Source organism: uncultured Methanobrevibacter sp. (genome assembly GCF_902774605.1).
In the GTDB taxonomy this organism is placed as follows: domain Archaea; phylum Methanobacteriota; class Methanobacteria; order Methanobacteriales; family Methanobacteriaceae; genus Methanocatella.
The window spans coordinates 1-20,836 of the sequence record NZ_CACYJE010000031.1; the positions used below are offsets into that span (position 1 = coordinate 1).

Consider the following 20,836-nt stretch of genomic DNA (forward strand, 5'->3'; position numbering starts at 1 on the left):
CATATATTGAGCAAATCTAAGAAATACTAATTTTACATCAAGAAATCACATCGATGTGAAATTTCAAGTGAAAAAAATTTTAGGATTTCAACATTGCCGAATCTTATATTGAATTCATCCACAAACTTGGAAATATTTTCACCAACGTACTTTTCAAAAAATTTCTGAAATTCCTCATCGGAATACTCGTCATTGTAAAATTTAAATACCTCATTAGGACAATCATTTGCTAAACAAAACATTATATATTCTTTATAAGATTTCCAATTATTTTTAAAATCAATTTTTTCAAATTTAGAAAAATTATTGAATTTTTCACCTAATTCATTAACTATTATACCAATGTGATTTTCAGAAACAATAATGGTGAATTTAATCTTAGGCAACATGGCATTTTTAAAATCATTTGAAGATGGAATTATCGCTTTTTGAAAATGATTATGACATGTTAAAAAAATATTATTAACCGGTTCTTTTTTTTACATGATTAGGAATTTCCACATCTCCTTCAACTCCTTCGACCAAATCACATATCAATCTTAAATCTTTTGTCAATATTGTCAGGTATTCCTTATTAGCATTTTGAGTATTGATCAAATGATATATTGCTATTAGAATGACTTTTTCAAAATTAACATATTTAGCAACAGCATTTGTTAATAACTCATCTGATGTTGGAACTTTCTCAATTTCAACATTTATATCATCCAAATCAAACGAACTTAATGAGTTTAATCTGCTGAAAAAATTTTTTAAAATTGAAGATGCCCTTAATTTAATCATACTTAATGCACCGAATATAGTTTTATAATTCAAATTATATAAAACGTCTAGTTATAAATCGGAGCAATATTTCAGGGTTAAAACAATTTTTCATGGTGAAGGCAATATTTCACTGTGGCAACAATGCTTGATAGTTAACTATATTATATAATAAAATCATATTATTAATATTATCAATTAATAAGAGGACTGTTAGATTATGAACTTAATATGGTTTTATGTTGCTGTCGTATTGGCCATTAGTGACATACTGCACACTACACTGATGTGGAAGGTGTTGAACAACTTCTACATTCTGCTCGGAGGCTTGATTCAGCAATCAACCCATTCCACATGGCAGACATGGCTTACCCATGAGATTATGGAGGCAGGATTCCATTTCGTAATACTGTCAATAGTTTTCCTAAACCCTATTATTGGAATACTAGCGGCCCTTGTTCATTTTGCAATAGACGTGACCCATACAATATTCATTCGAGATATGGGTGAGCTGGAACATAGAGCGTTGCATTTTGTAATTGAGTCTCTGTTCTTTATTTTAGTTTATGGATTATAGAAATTAAATGGAGTTATTAAATGCCAGTTATAACATTTAAATATGAGGATTTAAAAGATTTAGGAATCGATATGGAAAAAGACGAATTAATAGACACCCTGCCGATGATGTCCAGTGACATTGAGGATTATGATGATGAGGAAATCAAAGTGGAATTTTTCCCAAACCGTCCGGACAACCTATCCGTCGAGGGAGTGGCTAGATCTTTTAAAGGCTTCATAGGCCAGGAAGTGGGATTGCCTGACTATAAGGTGGTTCCTTCCAATGAGGAAGTCATCGTTGAGGCTGATGTGGCAGCCATTAGGCCATATATCGCATTTGCCAAAATCGATAACGTTGATTTCACTGGCGACAAGCTGAAATACATTATGGATTTCCAGGAAAACCTCCATTGGGTTATCGGAAGGGATAGGAAAAAGGTAGCTATCGGTATCCATAACGCCGATGTTGTCAACGCTCCATTCAAGTATATTGCAACCCCTAAAGATGAAAATGCTTTTGTCCCACTGGAAAAGGACATTGAAATGACTCCAGATGAAATTTTAACCGAACATGACAAGGGCAAGGATTATGCTCATTTGATTGAGGATTTCGACAAGTACCCGTTGATTCTTGACAAGGACAATCAGGTACTGTCCATGCCCCCTATCATCAACGGCGAGTTGACCAAAATCAAGGAAGACACTCACAACATCATAGTTGACGTCACAGGCACTGATGAGCGTGCAGTAAACCAGGCATTGAACATCATCTGCTCCTCCTTTGCAGAGGTCGGAGGTCAAATCAAAAGCATGGAAGTCAAGTACGAGGACAAGACCATTGTCAGTCCGGATTTGACACCGCAGGAAATGAATGTTCATGTTGACACTGCAAACAGCCTTATCGGAGGAACCGAATTGACCGCCAAGGACATTAAGGAACTGTTGTACAAGGCACGTTTCGATGCTGAAATCATTGATGACAATGAGGTCAAGGCAATCATTCCGGCTTATCGTGTTGACATTCTTCATGAAGTGGATATTGTTGAAAACATTGCCGTACAGTACCATATCAATTCTGTTGAGGCGAAATTGCCTGAAATCAACACTGTAGCTTATGAGAATGATTGGTTTAAGGCTGAATCAACAATCCGTGAAGTCATGGTTGGTTTAGGATTCCAGGAAGTTATGAGCCTGATGCTAACCAGTGAAGATGCCCATTACACTAAAATGAATCAGGAAGAAAAGCCTCATGTGCAGGTTGCAAGGCCCATTACCATTGACAGGACAATGATTAGGACCAGCTTGATTAATAGCCTCATGGAATTCTTAGAAGACAACAAGCATGAGGACTTGCCTCAGAAGATATTTGAGATTGGTGATGTCTTATATTTAGATGAAAGTAAAGAAAATAAGACCGTTTCATCCAAAAAATTAGCTGGCGTAATCTGCCATTCACATGCAAACTTTACCGAGATAAAATCCGTTGTAACCAGTGTTTTATCCAATCTTGGATACACTATGGAGATTGGTGACAGTGAAAACAGGACTTTCATTGAAGGTAGGGTTGCTGATGTTACCGGTGAGGCTCAAAAAGGTAGGATTGAAGGGTTCTTTGGTGAGGTTTCCCCTGAAGTTATTACAAATTTCACCTTGGATTATCCGGTAATCGCTTTTGAAATCGAATTTATCAATAAATAGATTCGCTTTCAATACCATAATTTTCTCATTTGGGTTTCCATTTGGGAGTAGTTGCTCACCGCTGGTGTGGCATCATAATTATTGAAAACTAGTATGAAAATCAACAATAATACAATTACAAGTACTAGAATTATTGTCCATTTTCTCAATTTAAAACCACCATCATCATGAAATTATTTTTTTAAATGGATTAACCTATAAGTTCGGCTATATCTTCGCCTTTTGGTGTTAATCTGTAGATTCTGTTCTTGCGCTTTTCCTCATTGATGCATTCAGCAACGCCGCAATCCTTGAGTTCACGCAAAACCTTGGATATATGGTTTGACCTAACTCCAATATCTTCCGCCAAGTCAGTTGGTATCTTATTTGACTCATTCAGTGATTTGACGGATTTTTCACGGTAAGAGGAGCTTATAACATAACCATAAACCTTAAGTGTTTCATCATCCATAATTTTTTCCTCCATTTATCCACATTTTAATAATATATTATTCCCCCATCATTGTTAAACTTATTTGTCTATTATGCCTTGGCCCGTCAAGCTCGATGAAGAAAACTGACTGCCATGTGCCCAAGTCAAGTCTTGAATTCCGGATCGGCAGGCACTCGCTGGATGATAATATGAATGATTTCAAGTGTGAGCGGGCATTGTCATCGATACGGTCATGCTGATAGGTGAACTTATCGCCAATCAGATTGTCCAAGGTGAATTCCAAATCCCTCAACAATCCCGCTTCATTCTCATTGACCACAATGGCTGTTGTGGAGTGTCTTGAAAATATGGAGATGATTCCATTGTCGATATCAATCAGGTCATTGATTTGGGATGTGATGTCTATTATTTCAAAGTTCTTAATAGTGTTTAATATAATTGTTTTTTGAGATAACATTAGTTAATGATTTGTAAATCCAAGTATAAATAAAAGAAAAAAAGAAAAGGAAAATCTATTCTTCGAATTCATCTTTACGCCAATACCCATAAATAAGGCATCCCATTATGGACAGGATAGCCAACACGACAAGACCTGATGTATTTGTCAGCTCTTTTGATGTTGTAACTGGAGGAATTAATTGGTATGCTTTTCCCTCTTGAGATGAATCGCCACTTCCTGAGTCACCTGCATTCAAATCCCCATTGGATAATGCATCCTGACCGTTATCAGAAGTGTCCTGTGAGGGAATTGTGGAACTGTTTGTTCCATAATTTCCGGATTTGTCGGAATTGGATACGTGTGATCCTGAAGAGTTTCCACCGGAAGAGCTTCCCTGATAGTTTGAATTTCCTTGAACTTCAGAAGTCCCATCATGTCCCTCTGAATTAGATCCCTTTTGCCCATCATTTGATGAAGTTTGCGAATCTTGGGATTCACCCTCATCACCAGAGGCTTTTCTAACAGGATATTTATAAAATTCATTAGCTATTTCCACTTCAACATCATGGTCAACGTTAGGGTCCAATCCTTCGACTGTTGCTTTACCGTTAGTGAATGTTACAGTATATTGATTTCCGTCCACATTGACTCTTGTCTGGAATGTTGCAAAATCATTCACTGCCCTGCCGGATGAATCCCTTAATTGGAATGTTAAGGTATTGCTTACTGAAAAGGAATCCAATCTCATTAGTGATGCTAAAAGCCTTGGACATACAAATGTATTTGAGGGATCGTTTGAATTATACCAGTTCTGACCCAGTTCAAAATTTTCATTTTCCCAATAGTTTTTAGCTTGATAAAATTCGTTATGGGCAAGGTAGTTGTGCTCGACTTGAAGTATTGAGTTACCTTTGCTTTTGAATCCTGCACCGAATAAAAGGCCGTTTCCTGTTTCAAATCCTCCCATTATTGAACGTGGATTTTTCCGGTTATGTGTTAATGAATTCTTTTCAACTACATCATTTGTGGATGTTGAGTTGAGGTATAATCCGTTTGTATTTTCATAAATGTTGTTGCCGTCGATTAATGTGTGTGAGGATTTGTTGAATGTTGAAATACCATTCAATCCATTATGATGTATCGCATTGTTTGTGATATTGCAGTAAGCTATGTTTGATGTTTCAATCCCTGACAATCCGTTGTATGATATTTCATTGCTTTTGATTAAGCAGCTTTTAGAGTCTTGGAGCTGCACCCCGTTATTGGCGGCTTTTGAAATGTCATTGTTCAACAGTGAAATCCTTTCTGAGTTTTTGATTAAAACACAATTTCCCCCGTTAGTGACATTGTTGTTATTGATTCTGACATTTTTGGTGTTGTCTACAACAATTCCATAATCACTTTTGGAAGCAATGATAGTTATTCCTGACAGAACACTTCCTGCCGCTTTTGATGTAAAGTAAAATCCGAAAGTTTTGTCTATTCCTAAATTCTTAGCCTTATAAGTTATCTTATCTGATGCATGAATTATGCTGTTATGCTTTGAGACAATGTTTAATTTTTTGTCCACGACTAATGAAATATCCTGATATTCATCATCTATAAATTGGAATGTGTCTCCATCTTTGGCATTGTCAAATTTTGACTGGATATCGTCGTTTGACAATTCTGAAGTGATTGTAATCGGATTGTTTCCACTAGAACTAACAGTCATATTGTCATCTTGATTATCCATAGCACTAACTGATGAAAGCAATAATAAGAATAGTAATGATATGAAAAAAAGATTAAATGCTTTTTTATTCATATTTTAAACTTCCTAACCATTATTTTTATAATCAACCATTAATTTGAATATTTTTCTTTTTGAATTAAAAGAATTATCAAAATGAATTAAATTGATTATCGATTATTATTTTGATATTGAATATATATAAATCTAACCAATATAACAGTATTATATTCAAGGATCATAGCGTTATAAAACTAATTACAATAAATAAAATATGATTAACAGAGTTATATTAAAAATTTAAGACATTTCCATTTAAATAATATAAAAATCAAACTATACTTTGTTACTTATCGAGTGAAATTTTAATATTATTAAGTTAAGTAATCAAACTAAACTAATTAAAAGAGGATAAAAATGCATAAAAAGACTTTAATATTAACTATATTCTTAGTATTAATTGTATTCTTAAGTGCAAGCATTGTATCAGCAGAAACAATCACTGAAGACGATGATACAACAAATGACATTCTAGAAATAGAAGATTCAAATACTCTGACTGCAAAAGAGGTTACAATTGAGACTACAGACACTAATGAGCAAATTCAAGAAAAAATAAACATGCTCGAAGATGGAGACACATTGAATTTCCAAAAAGGAGAATATAAGGACATTTGCATCTATGTGAATAAAAGCGTGACCATCAATGGTAACGGATCAACATTATACGGTTACGACAGACCATCCGAAAACACTACTCCAGACATAATCAGAAACACCACAAGCACTGGAGGATACGCGATCACAAACTTCGCAACATTATACATTCTTGAAACAAAAGGATTAGTCTTAAAAGACATTAGCATTGTTGCCGGTGAAAACAGCGGAACTGACAAAGGAGGAGATGCAAGATACAGCAACTGCGTAATTTATAATTACAAATCCAATCAAACAACAATAACCAACACAACAATTGACGGATGCTCCTGGGGTATCTGGTTCCAGAACTGTGCAGACGGAATAATAGAGAAGAATACTGTTAAAAATCAGTTGATTACAGGAATCTTCAACTTCCAATCACCAAGAACAATAATAAGAAACAATACAGTAACAAATGCTAAAAACCATGGAATAGATGTAAGACACGGTCTTGGACCTGCAGTGAAAGTTTTAAACAATACTGTAATCGGTTCAAAAGAAGGAATTTATCTGTTGCACTCTGCAAAACACACAGTAACCGGAAATACAATAATCAACTGTACATTAAGCTCAATCACCTGTTGCGGTGCAAGCCACATCACTATAGAAAACAATAAATTACACAATTCAAGAATAGGAATCCTTCTAGGAGGAGGCCAGCCAGTCGGAGGAACCTATACCGGATACAATAACGTCACAATTGGTAAAAACGAATGGAAAATTGATGAACTCCCATTCCCACCATCATTCCAATATTATGTTGCTGAAGCAAAAGGAGATTATGCAAGTATGGATTCCATGATGGGCACACACACTGACAGCAGCATATCTAATGTAACCTACACCGAATACAGTGAAATTGAAGTTCCAGGACCAATCGTTATCGATTACGATAATATTTTAACCCCAACCGGTAAAAATACTACAATAAAAGCTGGAATGACCAATGATGAAATCCAAAAGGCAATCAATGCTTTAGAAGATGGGGACACATTATTCTTTGAAAAAAATGCAGTATTTGAAAACATTTCTATTTATATTGATAAAAATATTAAAATAATCGGAAATAATGCGACATTAATCAGTTATGACTCAGCAAATTTAAGCTTAGTTCCAGAAAAAATCAATAAAAAAACTAATGAGGGAGGATATGGAATTTCCTATCTAGCAGTGTTATACTCTGTAAATAACACAAATGCGCTAATAAGCGACTTGAATATACTATGCAAATATCCTGGATATAATCCTACCGAAATAACTGGAAATACAAGAGAGTATTGCACTGCAGGAATTTATTCCATCCTCAGTGAAGATTTGACAATTACCCACTGTAATATTGAAGGAGCATCATGGGGAATGTATATTGGGGAAAGACAAAACGGTCGCCCTAATGCAATAATCACCAATAATAGATTAAGCAACCAATTTACAACAGGAATATTATGCTTTGGGTCTAAAAATTCAATAATTGCAAATAATACACTCACCAATGCATACAACCATGGTATTGATGTAAGATTCACTCAAGGAACAAACGTTACAGTATTCAACAACACCGTTTCCGGTTCAAAAGAAGGAATTTTCCTCCTGCACTCCTCAGGACACAAAGTTTATGGAAACACTATACTGAACTCAAAAATCAGTTCAATAACATGTTACGGATCAGGTAATGAATACATATTTGACAATGCTTTAAGCGGAAGCAGAATCGCAATCATTCTTGGAGGAGGATACTACAATGTCACAATCGGCAAAAATACCTACAAGCCTGACAAATTGCCTTTCCCACCTACATTTGAATTCTTCCTTGTGAAATCAGAAAACAAGTATTATGATAAAGTCGGAGTGAAAGTGCAAGGAACCTACAGCGATTCCAAAGCAGTGAACTTAACCGCAAAAGCAGTGAATGTCGGATACAAAAAGGGCAGTTTAGAAATTACTTTAAAAGACATTACCGGTAAAGCAATAGCAAACAAAGCTGGAACTGTTACCATTAATGGAGAAGTTAAAGAATTCACTACAGATGAAAACGGTACTGCATCAATTGACCTAATGTTAACCTCAGGAACCTACGAGGCCAGCATACATACAGCGAGCAACTACAACTATAAAGCTGGAAACGCAGTTGCTGCAATTAACGTTACTGATGATAGACTTGACACTGCATTAACAGCATCCAATCCTACCTTATACCTGCAAGCTATCGCTAAAGGTTCATCATACCAAATAACCCTTAAGGATGCTAATGGCAAAGTCATTTCAGGTAAAGAAATCATTGTTGATTTCAATGGCCAAACCTTAAAAGCATCAACCAATGACAAAGGTATTGCAACCTTAACTTTAAAAGCTTCAAAAACAGGTTCCCTAAAAGCAACAATCAGCTTTGCAGGAGATAATGCATACAAGGCATCAACTAAGACCGCAACAATTAAAGTGACCAAGGAAGCAGCCAAGATTACTGCTAAAAAGAAAACCTTCAAAGTCAAAAAGTCTAAAAAATACAGCATCACATTGAAATCCAAATCAGGCAAGGCAATATCCAAAGCTAAAGTTATCCTTAAAGTTAAAGGCAAGAAATACACTGCTAAAACAAATGCTAAAGGTAAGGCAACATTCAACCTTAAGAAATTAACCAAAAAGGGCAAACACACTGCCGCCATTACATTTGCAGGCGACAAATTCTTTAACAAGGCAACTAAAAAAGTGAAATTGACAGTTAAAAAATAGAAGAGATTAATTATAATCTCTTTTTAATTCTTTTTTTGAAATAATTTAATAATGATTGTTTCTGCGGTCGATTGCAGTGTAGATTATGAACAATCCTATGATTATTATAACCACCTGTGGGAACAATGCCGCTACCAAAGCAGGTATCAGTCCAAGAGTCACAAGCAGCCACAGCACACCATAGATAACTATTATAACCCCAAATATGAGGAGTATCTTATATAGCAGGTCCTTCAATTCAGGAGGTATGAACATGTTCATTTTTATCACTACAATTCCTTGGTTCCGTCATCGGTTCCGATGATTACCTTGTCAACCATCTGTGAGAATATTCCGTTCTCGACCACTCCCGGTATTGAGTTCAGGTCGATTTCAAGGTGTGCAGGGGATTCTATATTGTCGAATTTTGCATCTATGACAAAGTTTCCGTTGTCGGTGATTACAGGCCCGTCCTTTCTTTGAGCCATCCTTATCTCACATGTTGCACCCATATCCTCAAGGGTTTTGATTACCATGCGTGATGCGTCAGGAAGCACTTCCACCGGAACAGGGAAAGTTCCCAACTCTTCAACGACCTTGGACTCATCGACGATGACGATGAATTTGTCCGCAGCATAATCAACGATTTTCTCCTTTGTGTGAGCTGCCCCTCCCCCTTTGATCAGGTTGAAATCGCAGTCCACTTCATCTGCCCCGTCAACTGACAGGTCAATGTCATGTTCCTCGAGAGTAGTGATTGGAATGTTCCATTCCTTTGCAATTAATAATGATTGGAATGATGTTGGTATGCCCATTACTTTGATTCCTTCGTCACGGATTCTCATTCCCACTTTTTCAATGAAGAAATGGGTTGTTGAGCCGGTTCCTAATCCTAAAACCATTCCGTCTTCCACGTATTCTGCAGCCTTATAACCGGCATTCTTCTTGCTGGAACTGTTACCGCTAGTATTTTTCATTTAAATCACGAATCCTAATGTTAATTTATTAAGTCTATAACCTTTTTTACATTCTTCCTTGTGTTTTCCACCATTATCCAACACTATGCACTTATCATTTTCGATTAATCCATCTGGGAAGCACAAGTCGTGGAAATCACAGTTTTCATCACAATCAGGAGCATTATAGGTGAATGTTGATCCTTCAAAAATGTTTTTTGAAGCGGTCAACAAGTCGATTTGCGCCAATTCAACCTCCACTGGTATTACTGTACCTTCCGCGTGTATTGGGCATTTCTGTTCGTTTTCCTTAACTTCTTTTACTACGTATTTGCGGTTTAGCTCCAAGTTTCCAATACAAGATGATTTGAATCTACAGTTTTCACAATCATCAGCAGGACCTAGAAATACGAATTCCTGACCTTCTTTTGCCAAATCTTTTCCTATCAATGTAATCATCCAATCACTCCTGTTTTCTGAGCCAGTTCATATGCTGCATCTTTTGAAATACCATTGTCTCCCAGTATTGTGTATCTTTCAGGTCTGATTTTATGAGCCATCATCAACGCTTCAATAATGTCCTCGTCAGCTATTCCAACTTCTTTAGCTGTGGTTGGTGCTTGAACGGCTTCAAGAGCATTCCTTATTGCCTTCCAGTCACCGCCGTGAAGGTACATCATTAGTATTGTGCCTATTCCGCACTGCTCACCATGCAATGCCGGCTTGTCAAGGATCTTGTCAAGGGCATGTGAGAAGAGATGCTCTGATCCGCTTGCCGGACGTGATGAGCCTGCAATGCTTATTGCCATTCCTCCGCTGAAGAGGGATTTCATAACTATCCTTGCGCTTGCCTCAAGGTTCGGCTTGATGTTTGCCACATTGTCGGTGATTAGATGGGCTGACATTATGGACAGTGCCGCTGCTGACTCGCTTATAGGCTCATGTTTTAGCCTATGGGCCAATTCCCAATCCTTGATTGCAGTGAAGTTGGCTATCAAATCGGCACAACCTGCAGACAATAGTCTGAATGGGGATTGCGCAATGATTTCAGTGTCGGCTATCACCGCTATTGGAGACTGTGCCTTGGCGGATGTTGAAGTGTTAGGGTCTTTAATTGAAGCTAAAGGAGATACAATACCATCATGTGAAGCGGTTGTCGGCATGGATACGAAGTATACGCCCTGATTGTGTGAAGAGAGCTTGGCAACGTCAATCACCTTTCCGCCACCTATCCCTAAAACGGTAGTGTCGGGTGTGATCAATTCCTCAACTTCGGATATTGATTCATAGGTTGCCCTATCCACTTTTGTAACGTCGAAGGGAATGTCTGCTTTTTCAAGGCTTTCCATTACTGGCAGGGCACCTATATCATATGTGTGCTTGCCTGTAACGATTAAAATCTTTTTATCCAGGCGCAAAGTCTTGCATATTTCCGCAGTATTTCTTATGATACCCGGATCGATGTAAACTTCACGAGGCATTTGTATTTTCCTGTCGCTCATAATATCTCCTAAAACAAATTATACAATATTATATTTGTATAAAATAATTATAAATAACTTTCTTTTGAATAGATTTAATACTAATTAAAAACAGATAATTAAACATTATAAAAAATTACATTTATAGGTGATATGGTGGAAAATTTTGATGAATGGTTTCATGACATTTTAGAGCAAGCAGACATTACCGATTCAAGATACCCGATTAAGGGAATGGCGGTTTGGAGACCATACGGTTTTCAGATAAGAAAGCACTCAATGAACATTATTAAAAACCTATTGGACAAGGACCATGATGAAGTCCTCTTTCCAATGCTTGTTCCTGAAAGCGAACTTGCAAAGGAAGGAATACACGTTAAGGGATTTGAGGATGAAGTTTACTGGGTAACCAAAGGTGGTCAAAGGGATTTGAACGAACAATTGGCATTGAGGCCAACCAGTGAAACCGCAATATACCCGATGTACTCATTATGGATCAGGACACACATTGACCTTCCAATCAAAATGTATCAGATTGTAAACACTTTCAGGTACGAGACAAAACACACCCGCCCATTGATAAGGGTTAGGGAAATCACAACATTCAAGGAAGCACATACCGCTCACGCCACTAAAGAGGAATCCGACGAGCAGGTTGAAGACTTCATTGAAATGTACAAGGAATTCTTCGATGACCTGGGACTGGCTTACCTGATTTCCAAAAGACCTGAATGGGACAAGTTCCCAGGTGCAGACTACACAATGGCTTTTGACGTGATAATGCCAAACGGCAAAACACTCCAGATTGGTACAATCCATAACTTAGGCCAGACCTTCGCTAAAACCTTCGACATAACCTTTGAAGACAAGGACGGAGAACATAAGCTTGTATATCAAACCTGTGCAGGATTGTCCGACAGGGTAATCGCATCAGTCATTGGAATGCATGGGGACGACAAGGGATTGAGACTGCCTCCAAAAGTATCACCGAAACAAGTGACAATCATACCTATACTCTTCAAGAAGGGAAAAGAGGAAGTCCTTGCAAAATGTGCAGAAATCAAGGAGCAACTGGAAGCAAAAGGATTGAGGGTCAACCTTGATGACCGTGACATCAGACCGGGCAAGAAATTCAACGACTGGGAGTTGAAGGGAACCCCAATCAAGCTCGAGCTTGGACCACGTGATTTGGAAAACAACATCACAATTGCAATGCAAAGGGACATCGAAGAGAAAATCGAATTGCCACTGGATGACACACTAGCCGACAAGGTGCTTGACTTGCTTGAAAAATCCTCCGAGAACCTATCCTCACAATCATGGGACTTCCAAGAAGAACATGTGAAATTCACAGAAAACATTGATGAGATTCCAGAACTAGTTGAAGCTGGAAATGTCGTTCGCTTCTACTGGTGCGGAGAAGAGGAAGTTGGACATGAAATTGAAGAGAAGACAGGTTATGATGTTTTAGGAATCCAGGAGGAAGTGTTCGAAGGCAAATGCATAGCCAGCGGCAAGGATGCGAAATACATTGCACTAATCGCTAAAACATACTAGTGATACCATGGATGACATCTACGCAATAATACCTGTGACAAAGTTCAAGAACGCTAAAACAAGATTGTCACCTTTCCTTTCAGAAGAGGAAAGGGAAAAACTCCTAAAGGCAATGCTTCATGATGTGACAGACACCCTGAAAAAACATGTCGACAAGATATTCATCATAAGCCGTGATGAGGATGTGTTGAGCTATGCGGAAAGCCTTAACGTCAACACAATCCTTGAAAACGACAATTCCAACCTTAACAAGGCACTGACACAGGCAATGAAACACTGCAAGGGCAAGGCTAAAAAAATCATCATCGTGCCATCTGACATTCCGCTAATCGGCAAAACCAATATTCAGATGCTTATTGACGCTTCCAAAAGCCTGGACTTCATCATAGTCCCTGCCAAAGGAGGCGGTACAAACATGATTATTATGAAGCCTATGGCCATACGCACAAGGTTTGAAGGCTTCAGCTATAAGGAGCATGTTCAAGCTGCCGAAAGGAAAAAGCTAAACCCTCAGGTTCATGATTCATTCTTCATGGCATTGGACGTTAACACCACTGAAGATCTTGGTGAAATCATGATTCATGGTGACAAGACCCATACAAGACGCTACCTGAAGGAATTGAAGGTGACTTTTGAACCATTCCGAGGATCTGAAAGGATTAAAGTCACAAGAGATGAATGATCATGATTGTGATGAGCATTGCAGGCGTCGACCCATCAGCCGGCGCAGGCGTTTTTGCGGATTTAAAGACTTTCCAGGCAATCGGTGTTTATGGAACAGGGATTGTGACTGCACTTACAGCGCAAAACCCTTACAGGTTCTTTTCCACCCAACCTGTCAGCAAGGAATATATCTCTGAACAGATTGATAGTGTGATGGATAGCTATGAGGTTGAATTCATCAAGACTGGAATGCTCTATTCACCCGAAATTATCAAGCTGGTTTCTCGAAAAATCAGGAAGTACGATTTGAAGGCTGTTGTTGACCCAGTCATGGTTGCCACTTCAGGAGGGGATTTGACCCGTGAGGATTTGGCTGATGCGTTAAATAGATATTTATTGCCTAATGCCATATTAGCCACACCAAACGTTAGTGAGGCTGAAAAATTAACCGGGTTTAAAATCAGCACCAAAGAAGATGCAATTAAAGCCACTGAAAACATCAAATGCGACAGCCTGATTACCGGAGGCCATCTCGACGGATTCAATACCATCAATATTGACGGGGAAACCTCAATTGTCAAGCAGGAACTAATTGACACGGATAACCTTCACGGTACCGGTTGTAATTTATCCGCAGCAATTACAGCTTATTTAGCAAAAGACAATGATTTGCATGATTCAATCTTAAAGGCATTGGATTATGTATATGAAGGAATAAAAAATGGGAATTATGGCACATTGATAGCCAAGTTATGATTGATATGAATGAAAAAACTGTTTTATGCGCTTGCAGCGGCATGAATCCCCGTGGAGAGGTGTCACGTGTTAGTGTTTTTGACTTATCCGTTGAGCATGATGACATTGAATACTGTTGCATTGTGGCAAGCGGAGGGAATTTCGGGAAGTTCATTGACCTTGCAAAAAACCATGATGTCATCGCAGTAAACGGGTGCGATAACTGCTGTCCTGAAAGTACCCTGAAAACCAAAAATGCTACAGTCGAATATAACCTTAACGTTAAAGAGTTATTAAAAAAGCACGGTTTAAAAGCTGAATGTACTGTTAGAATCAATGAAAATGATGAAAAATGTGTAAGTATTATTAAAAATGAAATTTTGAAAATAAAAAATGAGTTAGAAGATAGTTAATCCAACTAATCTCCCATATCCAAATCTTTAACAATTGTTTCCTGAAGGGCAATGAACTCTTCGGAATCTCTTTTTCTTGGCCTTTCAATATCGACATCAATGATGTTTGCAATTCTGCCAGGGTTCTTGTCGAGAATCACAATCTTGTCTGCAAGATACACTGCCTCGTCAACATCGTGTGTCACGAAAACTATTGTGTTTTCGAACCTTTTCCAAACACCGATAAGCTGTGATTGAAGCTTGTGCCTATTCTGCATATCCAATGCGGAAAACGGCTCATCCATCAGAAGTATAGGTGAATGGTTAAGCAATGACCTGATAATTGCAACCCTTTGCTTCATACCTCCTGACAATTCATGGGGATAGCTATCCTTAAAGTCTATTAAACCGACACTTGTAAGGTATCTTTCTGCAGCTGCAATGTTCTCCTCCTTGGATCCTTTTTTTGTCATCTCCAAACCGAAGGTAACGTTCTGCAAGACTGTGAGCCATGGGAACAAGGAATACTGCTGGAAGATTACTGCCCTGTCACCTGACGGTTTTGTAACCTTCTCGCCGTTGGCAATGATTTCACCGGAGGTAGGCTGGTCAAGACCTGCTATCAATCTTAAGAGTGTTGTCTTGCCGCAACCGGATGGTCCTAAAAGACATACCAGTTCACCATCATCAATTGTAAGATTAATGTTTTCCAAAACAGATAATTGATTAGTTTTCTTGCTTTTAAATGATTTATTAATATTTTTAACTTCAATTGACACGTTAACACCTACCAGAATATCCTTTCTTGTGCTTTGGTAAATACATAATCAAATATGATACCAATCAAACCAATGTCCAACATACCAACTACTGTTGTACCCGGATCGAACAGGCTGGTGGCTGTTAGAATCATGTAACCTAAACCGCTGCTTGAACCAACCATCTCAGCAGAGATGGTACACATCAAGGCAATACCAATACCCACTTTCAAACCGGACACCACATAAGGAACAGCTGACGGCAATATTACTCTTCTTAAAACATTCCAGTCGCTTGCCCCTAATGTTTGAGCGGATTCTATTAAAACCTTATCTGTTCTTTTTACCCCATCAATTGTATAAACAAGAATTGGGAATACGCAACCCATGAAAATGATGAATACTGCTGGAAACATTCCTATACCGAACCATAGGATTGAAAACGGAATCCATGCAACCGGAGGAATTGGTCTCAGCACACTGATGACGAGTGTGGCGATATCCTCAAGGGTCTTATACCATCCAAGCAGGATACCTAAAGGTATGGCGACAATGGATGCTAAAATCAAACCGCCGAATACCTTATATAATGTATCTAATGTGTTGGTTAAAAGCTTTCCAGACAATATTAAACTCCAGGCTGATTGACATACTGTAATCGGACCCGGGAGAATATAAGGATTGACCAATCCTAATCCTTCAGTAATCAAATACCAGAATATGATTATCAAGATTGGTAAAATCAATGGAATAAATTTATTATTATAATTTTTAAACATTACATCACTTAATAAAATTTTTATACACTATTAATTATTGATTTAATAATATAAAAACTTTAAAAAAATTCAAGAAAAAAAGAAAAAAAAATTATGAAGCATCGGCCACTTCAATGGCCTCCACTTCAATGTCATTGCCGAAATCATTCTCCTTCAAAACGGATTTAGTGCTCATCACACCAAACAGCATTGTGGACAAGTTATGTATCATTGAGGATGTTGACGGTGGAATAACACCCATCACACCTAAAACCAGGAGCGAACCGTTAACCGCAACGATATTGCGGTAGTTGGCGTTGATTTTATCCAACATTCCAGTGCTCAGCTTCCTTAATGTCACAAGGTCGTAGAGATTATCGGACAATAGCGAGATGTCGGCGACTTCACGGGCAATGTCGGATGAATTCTTCATTGAAACTGACACATCAGCCTCAGCCAGCGCAGGTGAATCATTGATACCGTCACCAACCATTATCACAGTTCTTCCCTCTTCTTTGAGTTCCTTAACTATTCTGGATTTATCCTCTGGGAGCACTTGTGACTTGTATTCGGTGATTCCCAATGCCTTAGCACCTGCTTTAGCGCCGCTTTCACTGTCTCCGGTAAGCATTATTACATGTTCAATGCCTAATGATTTCAACTCTTCAATTACGTATTTTGCCTCTTCACGAACAGGATCATCGATGCAGATCAATCCTTCAAGCTTGCCGTCGATTGCAAGGTATACGACGGAGTGCTCTGCCACTTCCTTATCGATTTTCTTCTCTTGAGTCTTGGTAACCTTGACCTTCTCATCGTCAAAGAGGAAGTGTGCTGATCCTATGACTGCACGTTTGCCGTCATACTCTGTTACAATACCATGGGCTACAATGTATTCCACTTCACTGTGGTCTTCCTCATGCTTGAGGCCTTCCTCTTCAGCCTGCTTAACAATTGCGGTTGCAATGCTGTGTGCGAAGTGTTCCTCTATGCATGCCGCCATCCTTAGGATTTCATCACGATTGTATCTTTTAGACATCGGAATGACCTCTACAACTTTCGGGGTTGCATTGGTGAGGGTTCCTGTCTTGTCAAAGACTATTGTGTCTGCATTTGCATAGTTTTCAAGGAACTTTCCACCCTTAACCATCATCCTGTTGTCTGATGCTTCGCGCATTGCAGATATGACTGACAATGGAGTGGTCAGCTTGATTGCACATGAGAAATCAACCATAAGCACTGACAATGCCTTTGAAGCGTTTCTTGTAATCAGATATGTTAATGCTGTTGCAAGGAAACTGTACGGAACGATTGAATCAGCCAGCCTTTCAGCCTTGCTTTGTGTTTCGGCCTTAAGCTCTTCTGAGTTTTCAATCAAGTCAATGATCTTGTTCAATCTGGTTTCCTTGTTCATTGAGTACACTTCAACAACAAGGTTTCCTTCCTCGATTACAGTTCCAGCATGGACTGTTTTTCCATTGGTCTTGTGAACCGCCAACGGCTCTCCAGTCATGGAGGCTTCGTTAACCATGCCTTCACCGTCAACTACTTTACCGTCCACAGGTATTACGTCACCCATGTGGACCTTGATTTTATCTCCTTTGGCGATGTCCATTGCAGGAACCTGTTTTTCTTCATCGTCCTCTCCGACTACCCAGACAGTATCAATGTTTAAAGCTAAACTGTCTTTCAAAGTGCTTTTGGCTTTTTGTACTGTATAATCCTCTAAAGCGTCGGAGATTGACAATAAGAACATCATTGAACTGGCCGGCTGATATTGGCCTTGCAGTAAAGCGCCGGTTACTGCCGCACCGTCAAGCAGAGCCACATCCACGCGAAAATCTGTCAGGCTGTCAAGCCCTTCCCATACGTAATGCACTGCATGGTAGATTGTCAATGCATTCTTTATAGGCCATGGGAGGAACCATCTTCCAAGCAGTCTGCGACCGATCATTTTTGATAGTTTCAGGTAGAAGTCATCAGTGATTTCTTTTGAAACATGGGTTTGTGTCGGTTCGGCTTCAAATAAATCATCTATTGTGATTCCATTTAAGATATCAAAGATTTTCTGCTTGTTTTCGTGACTTTGCTCGTAGTATATGATTATGCTACCGTTTCTGTGTGATGTGAAAACTTCGTAGATAAAATCCTGTTGTAAAAGTAATGAGGCGAGACCATAACCTTCCTCTTTTGTGAAAGCCCATTGGCCTGCACGGACCCTTAAACGTGATCCGCTATCATGCATTACTTGATATTTCATTTAAATCCCTAAAATGATAGTTCATTTATTCTTTGGATTCAACGTAGATTTCTTTTTTGTCTTCAGCATGTGCGTCAACAACAATGTCTTCGGCATTTTCTTTCATGTCCTGGAAGCATTCTTCAGCATCTTTTTTAGCTGACATTACTGCTGCCATTCCTTTGGTGGTGGCGTCTTTGAATGTTTTGGATTTTGCGACTTTTACTCCAATTAATGCTGTTGCGACTCCTGCTGCAAAAATTAATGCATGTTTATGTTCTACACAAGTGTTAATAATATCTTCTCTTCTCATTTAAATACCATCCTTTTTAATTATTTAAATATAATCTTGAAGTCAATGAACTTCAATGAGTATATTTTATTTCTCAATATATTAATATTTTAGGTATACCTAAAACATAATTTTTTGTTACTGGAAACAATATACTTCCGCTCAGCATAGAAGATATTTGAACCTGATCTCAAACTTTATGCAAACCTAAAAAATATTCATGATTTACATCAGTTATCTGACACTACCATATAAATAATTCATCATATTTAAAGTAATCGATTTAAAAGCTTTTTTAAGCCAATCAAAATGATATGATTTAGTTATACTAAAAAATAATTTAAGTCCATCAAAATAATTTTTAGCCTATCCCAAAAAAATAATACTCATCAAAATGTATGATTTTAAAAAAACAGACACAAAAATAGCCTAAACAATAAAGGCAATAAATTTAAAAACGCAAAGGTGTGTACTTGAGGTAAAATCATGTAAAACATGAAGTAGCAATTTTAAATTTAAAAAGCCTTTAAAGGTATAAGTTTTGATTATACAATTAAATAATTAATCCAACATTATATTTAAATTTAACCAATTAAAATTAAGTTAAACCTAAAAAAAATTAATTAAAACTAATTGTTTCAAAAAAACATTGAAAATTAAGTCACACCTAAAAAAATAAGAGTGAACAGATTATATCACAAATATAACCTGCCACTCAAAAATTAAGAAAATTATTTCTTAATAATTTCACGAGCAATGAAAGCACCTAATGCCACATCACGAACTAAATTAACACTAGCAGATCGATGATGAGGAATCAGCAAATTCAACAAACTAGGTGACCTTCCATGCCTGTGTCTGCGTCCCATATAACTTCCCTCCGAAATTTTATATACACACCGATTAGCTCAGCAATAATATTTTAAATAAATTGTAATATATGAAATAAACGGTTAAAAAATTGTTTTTTAGGCAATGCAAAACATATAACACGAGTTAAGTGAAATTAAATTTATACATGTCTAAAAAGTTATAGTCGAACTTGGTCCAGACATCGCATTGGGCATTTTATCATGCATGCCATGCATTGCCTGCATCTCCTGTTGTTCAAAATCCATGTCTTCTTGTGCAGACTTACTGTTATTGCATCGACCGGACATACGAATTGGCATTTGCCGCACAATGTGCATTTGTGAATGTCATTTCCAACGCGCCATCTTGACTTATGAGATGTCCTTAAAAATTCACTGATTAGATGCATGCCCAATTCCAGACCGATTGATGAATTTCCTCCCCTATGCCTCAAATACAATCACCTTTTACGTTTTAAGTAAATATTAGTTTATTACCCAAAATATATAAATATTTTGGTATGCCTAAATTTTTTTAGTTATCATTAAATAACATGAACAGAAATATTAAGTTAAAAAGGCAGTGTGAAATATGAACCCAACAAAAAAGTTTTTCTCAAGGATAGGATCAAACTACCTCATATTTGGAATATGCACAATAGTGCTGCAATTCATAATCCTAAACATCCTGGCAATAACAAATCCAACAATGGCAGGAAACATAAACATAATCACCACAATATCATCATTGTGCAACTACATACTGCCGTTTCCAATATTCTACTGGCTAATGAAAAAGCTGGAAAGCCAAAAAATTGAAAAGCATAATGCAGGTGTCAAAACATTCATAACATATATTGGAATCACCTTGACATTGATGTGGATTGGAAACCTTATCGGATTGGCAATCACAAACCTGCTGAGCGGAGCAATCCAAAACGACATATCCAACCCTGTTCAGAACCTCATTTACAGCACAGACCTCTGGCTGAACCTGTTGCTCATAAGCATTATCGCACCTGTATGTGAGGAGATAATATTCAGGAAATTCATCATCGACCGGACAATCAAGTATGGAGCGAACGTGTCAATAGTCTTGTCTGCAGTGATATTCGCACTGTTCCATG

24 protein-coding genes are annotated in these 20,836 nt (G+C 37.8%); 8 read left to right on the forward strand and 16 right to left on the reverse strand.

What is annotated here, in order from left to right:
- Positions 1-32: 32 nt before the first annotated feature.
- Together QZU77_RS06805 and QZU77_RS06810 are read right to left on the reverse strand one after the other, a co-directional pair.
- Complete coding sequence (locus QZU77_RS06805) at positions 33-389, reverse strand: hypothetical protein (protein WP_295601976.1); 357 nt, start codon at positions 387-389, stop codon at positions 33-35.
- 73 nt (positions 390-462) lie between these two features.
- Positions 463-783, reverse strand: coding sequence for a hypothetical protein (locus QZU77_RS06810; RefSeq protein WP_295601979.1), 321 nt, complete (start codon positions 781-783; stop codon positions 463-465).
- Between the two features lie 199 nt (positions 784-982).
- Between QZU77_RS06810 and QZU77_RS06815 the strand changes: the two genes are divergently transcribed.
- The gene (locus QZU77_RS06815; RefSeq protein WP_295601981.1) at positions 983-1,339 is read left to right on the forward strand and encodes a hypothetical protein; all 357 of its coding nucleotides are present in this window, start codon (positions 983-985) and stop codon (positions 1,337-1,339) included.
- A gap of 20 nt (positions 1,340-1,359) precedes the next feature.
- A complete protein-coding gene (gene pheT, locus QZU77_RS06820; RefSeq protein WP_295601983.1) occupies positions 1,360-3,018 on the forward strand; it encodes a phenylalanine--tRNA ligase subunit beta in 1,659 nt (552 codons plus the stop codon).
- Positions 3,019-3,026: 8 nt separating this feature from the next.
- Here pheT and QZU77_RS06825 read toward each other — a convergent pair whose 3' ends face one another.
- Genes QZU77_RS06825 through QZU77_RS06840 form a run of 4 tightly spaced genes read right to left on the reverse strand, consistent with a single transcriptional unit; the run spans position 3,027 to position 5,625 of the window.
- Positions 3,027-3,167: a hypothetical protein gene (locus tag QZU77_RS06825; RefSeq protein ID WP_295601986.1), complete on the reverse strand. Its 141-nt coding sequence runs from the start codon at positions 3,165-3,167 to the stop codon at positions 3,027-3,029.
- 41 nt (positions 3,168-3,208) lie between these two features.
- A complete protein-coding gene (locus tag QZU77_RS06830) occupies positions 3,209-3,469 on the reverse strand; it encodes a winged helix-turn-helix domain-containing protein (RefSeq protein ID WP_295601989.1) in 261 nt (86 codons plus the stop codon).
- Positions 3,470-3,506: 37 nt separating this feature from the next.
- On the reverse strand, positions 3,507-3,908 hold the full coding sequence (locus tag QZU77_RS06835; protein ID WP_295601992.1) for a secondary thiamine-phosphate synthase enzyme YjbQ: 402 nt from the start codon (positions 3,906-3,908) through the stop codon (positions 3,507-3,509).
- Positions 3,909-3,963: 55 nt separating this feature from the next.
- On the reverse strand, positions 3,964-5,625 hold the full coding sequence (locus tag QZU77_RS06840) for a right-handed parallel beta-helix repeat-containing protein (protein ID WP_295601995.1): 1,662 nt from the start codon (positions 5,623-5,625) through the stop codon (positions 3,964-3,966).
- 414 nt (positions 5,626-6,039) lie between these two features.
- Here QZU77_RS06840 and QZU77_RS06845 point away from each other — a divergent pair, with 414 nt between their 5' ends.
- A complete protein-coding gene (locus QZU77_RS06845; protein WP_295601998.1) occupies positions 6,040-9,048 on the forward strand; it encodes a right-handed parallel beta-helix repeat-containing protein in 3,009 nt (1,002 codons plus the stop codon).
- Between the two features lie 45 nt (positions 9,049-9,093).
- On the opposite strand, the gene QZU77_RS06850 is transcribed toward QZU77_RS06845, so the two are convergent.
- From QZU77_RS06850 to QZU77_RS06865, 4 genes are read right to left on the reverse strand one after another with little or no spacing between them, the layout of a single operon-like run.
- Positions 9,094-9,309 carry a hypothetical protein gene (locus tag QZU77_RS06850; RefSeq protein ID WP_295602001.1) on the reverse strand — a complete coding sequence of 72 codons (216 nt, stop codon included), beginning with the start codon at positions 9,307-9,309 and terminating at the stop codon, positions 9,094-9,096.
- Between the two features lie 8 nt (positions 9,310-9,317).
- On the reverse strand, positions 9,318-10,004 hold the full coding sequence (gene rpiA / locus QZU77_RS06855) for a ribose-5-phosphate isomerase RpiA (protein ID WP_295602004.1): 687 nt from the start codon (positions 10,002-10,004) through the stop codon (positions 9,318-9,320).
- Positions 10,005-10,442 carry a UPF0179 family protein gene (locus QZU77_RS06860; protein ID WP_295602007.1) on the reverse strand — a complete coding sequence of 146 codons (438 nt, stop codon included), beginning with the start codon at positions 10,440-10,442 and terminating at the stop codon, positions 10,005-10,007.
- Positions 10,439-11,485, reverse strand: coding sequence for an NAD(P)-dependent glycerol-1-phosphate dehydrogenase (locus QZU77_RS06865; RefSeq protein ID WP_295602010.1), 1,047 nt, complete (start codon positions 11,483-11,485; stop codon positions 10,439-10,441). Before QZU77_RS06865 ends, QZU77_RS06860 begins: the two co-directional genes overlap by 4 nt.
- 132 nt (positions 11,486-11,617) lie before the next feature.
- Between QZU77_RS06865 and proS the strand changes: the two genes are divergently transcribed.
- Genes proS through QZU77_RS06885 form a run of 4 tightly spaced genes read left to right on the forward strand, consistent with a single transcriptional unit; the run spans position 11,618 to position 14,832 of the window.
- Positions 11,618-13,021, forward strand: coding sequence for a proline--tRNA ligase (gene proS / locus QZU77_RS06870; RefSeq protein ID WP_295602013.1), 1,404 nt, complete (start codon positions 11,618-11,620; stop codon positions 13,019-13,021).
- Positions 13,022-13,028: 7 nt separating this feature from the next.
- Positions 13,029-13,703 (forward strand): 2-phospho-L-lactate guanylyltransferase, encoded by a 675-nt coding sequence (cofC, locus tag QZU77_RS06875; protein ID WP_295602016.1) that lies wholly within the window; start codon positions 13,029-13,031, stop codon positions 13,701-13,703.
- Between the two features lie 2 nt (positions 13,704-13,705).
- The gene (gene thiD, locus QZU77_RS06880; protein ID WP_295602019.1) at positions 13,706-14,440 is read left to right on the forward strand and encodes a bifunctional hydroxymethylpyrimidine kinase/phosphomethylpyrimidine kinase; all 735 of its coding nucleotides are present in this window, start codon (positions 13,706-13,708) and stop codon (positions 14,438-14,440) included.
- Positions 14,441-14,445: 5 nt separating this feature from the next.
- Positions 14,446-14,832: a putative zinc-binding protein gene (locus QZU77_RS06885; protein WP_295602021.1), complete on the forward strand. Its 387-nt coding sequence runs from the start codon at positions 14,446-14,448 to the stop codon at positions 14,830-14,832.
- A gap of 5 nt (positions 14,833-14,837) precedes the next feature.
- Here QZU77_RS06885 and QZU77_RS06890 read toward each other — a convergent pair whose 3' ends face one another.
- From QZU77_RS06890 to QZU77_RS06915, 6 genes are all read right to left on the reverse strand, one after another.
- Positions 14,838-15,590 (reverse strand): ABC transporter ATP-binding protein, encoded by a 753-nt coding sequence (locus QZU77_RS06890; protein ID WP_295602024.1) that lies wholly within the window; start codon positions 15,588-15,590, stop codon positions 14,838-14,840.
- A gap of 8 nt (positions 15,591-15,598) precedes the next feature.
- A complete protein-coding gene (locus QZU77_RS06895; RefSeq protein WP_295602029.1) occupies positions 15,599-16,348 on the reverse strand; it encodes an ABC transporter permease in 750 nt (249 codons plus the stop codon).
- A 91-nt stretch (positions 16,349-16,439) separates the two neighbouring features.
- Positions 16,440-18,587, reverse strand: coding sequence for a heavy metal translocating P-type ATPase (locus tag QZU77_RS06900; protein WP_295602033.1), 2,148 nt, complete (start codon positions 18,585-18,587; stop codon positions 16,440-16,442).
- Positions 18,588-18,612: 25 nt separating this feature from the next.
- On the reverse strand, positions 18,613-18,879 hold the full coding sequence (locus QZU77_RS06905) for a DUF6110 family protein (protein WP_295602036.1): 267 nt from the start codon (positions 18,877-18,879) through the stop codon (positions 18,613-18,615).
- Positions 18,880-19,589: 710 nt separating this feature from the next.
- Positions 19,590-19,727, reverse strand: coding sequence for a hypothetical protein (locus tag QZU77_RS06910; protein ID WP_295602039.1), 138 nt, complete (start codon positions 19,725-19,727; stop codon positions 19,590-19,592).
- Positions 19,728-19,888: 161 nt separating this feature from the next.
- Positions 19,889-20,164 carry a 4Fe-4S dicluster domain-containing protein gene (locus QZU77_RS06915; protein WP_295602041.1) on the reverse strand — a complete coding sequence of 92 codons (276 nt, stop codon included), beginning with the start codon at positions 20,162-20,164 and terminating at the stop codon, positions 19,889-19,891.
- Between the two features lie 137 nt (positions 20,165-20,301).
- Here QZU77_RS06915 and QZU77_RS06920 point away from each other — a divergent pair.
- Positions 20,302-20,836: CPBP family intramembrane glutamic endopeptidase (locus QZU77_RS06920; protein ID WP_295602044.1), on the forward strand; the 535-nt coding region annotated here is incomplete at its 3' end.

Bases quoted from the DNA above. Each gene is read 5' to 3' on its own strand.
- QZU77_RS06805 (WP_295601976.1), bottom strand. From the start codon at position 389: ATGTTGCCTAAGATTAAATTCACCATTATTGTTTCTGAAAATCACATT.
- QZU77_RS06810 (WP_295601979.1), bottom strand. From the start codon at position 783: ATGATTAAATTAAGGGCATCTTCAATTTTAAAAAATTTTTTCAGCAGA.
- QZU77_RS06815 (WP_295601981.1), top strand. From the start codon at position 983: ATGAACTTAATATGGTTTTATGTTGCTGTCGTATTGGCCATTAGTGAC.
- pheT (WP_295601983.1), top strand. From the start codon at position 1,360: ATGCCAGTTATAACATTTAAATATGAGGATTTAAAAGATTTAGGAATC.
- QZU77_RS06830 (WP_295601989.1), bottom strand. From the start codon at position 3,469: ATGGATGATGAAACACTTAAGGTTTATGGTTATGTTATAAGCTCCTCT.
- QZU77_RS06835 (WP_295601992.1), bottom strand. From the start codon at position 3,908: ATGTTATCTCAAAAAACAATTATATTAAACACTATTAAGAACTTTGAA.
- QZU77_RS06840 (WP_295601995.1), bottom strand. From the start codon at position 5,625: ATGGATAATCAAGATGACAATATGACTGTTAGTTCTAGTGGAAACAAT.
- QZU77_RS06845 (WP_295601998.1), top strand. From the start codon at position 6,040: ATGCATAAAAAGACTTTAATATTAACTATATTCTTAGTATTAATTGTA.
- QZU77_RS06850 (WP_295602001.1), bottom strand. From the start codon at position 9,309: ATGAACATGTTCATACCTCCTGAATTGAAGGACCTGCTATATAAGATA.
- rpiA (WP_295602004.1), bottom strand. From the start codon at position 10,004: ATGAAAAATACTAGCGGTAACAGTTCCAGCAAGAAGAATGCCGGTTAT.
- QZU77_RS06860 (WP_295602007.1), bottom strand. From the start codon at position 10,442: ATGATTACATTGATAGGAAAAGATTTGGCAAAAGAAGGTCAGGAATTC.
- QZU77_RS06865 (WP_295602010.1), bottom strand. From the start codon at position 11,485: ATGAGCGACAGGAAAATACAAATGCCTCGTGAAGTTTACATCGATCCG.
- proS (WP_295602013.1), top strand. From the start codon at position 11,618: ATGGTGGAAAATTTTGATGAATGGTTTCATGACATTTTAGAGCAAGCA.
- cofC (WP_295602016.1), top strand. From the start codon at position 13,029: ATGGATGACATCTACGCAATAATACCTGTGACAAAGTTCAAGAACGCT.
- thiD (WP_295602019.1), top strand. From the start codon at position 13,706: ATGATTGTGATGAGCATTGCAGGCGTCGACCCATCAGCCGGCGCAGGC.
- QZU77_RS06885 (WP_295602021.1), top strand. From the start codon at position 14,446: ATGAATGAAAAAACTGTTTTATGCGCTTGCAGCGGCATGAATCCCCGT.
- QZU77_RS06895 (WP_295602029.1), bottom strand. From the start codon at position 16,348: ATGTTTAAAAATTATAATAATAAATTTATTCCATTGATTTTACCAATC.
- QZU77_RS06900 (WP_295602033.1), bottom strand. From the start codon at position 18,587: ATGAAATATCAAGTAATGCATGATAGCGGATCACGTTTAAGGGTCCGT.
- QZU77_RS06905 (WP_295602036.1), bottom strand. From the start codon at position 18,879: ATGAGAAGAGAAGATATTATTAACACTTGTGTAGAACATAAACATGCA.
- QZU77_RS06910 (WP_295602039.1), bottom strand. From the start codon at position 19,727: ATGGGACGCAGACACAGGCATGGAAGGTCACCTAGTTTGTTGAATTTG.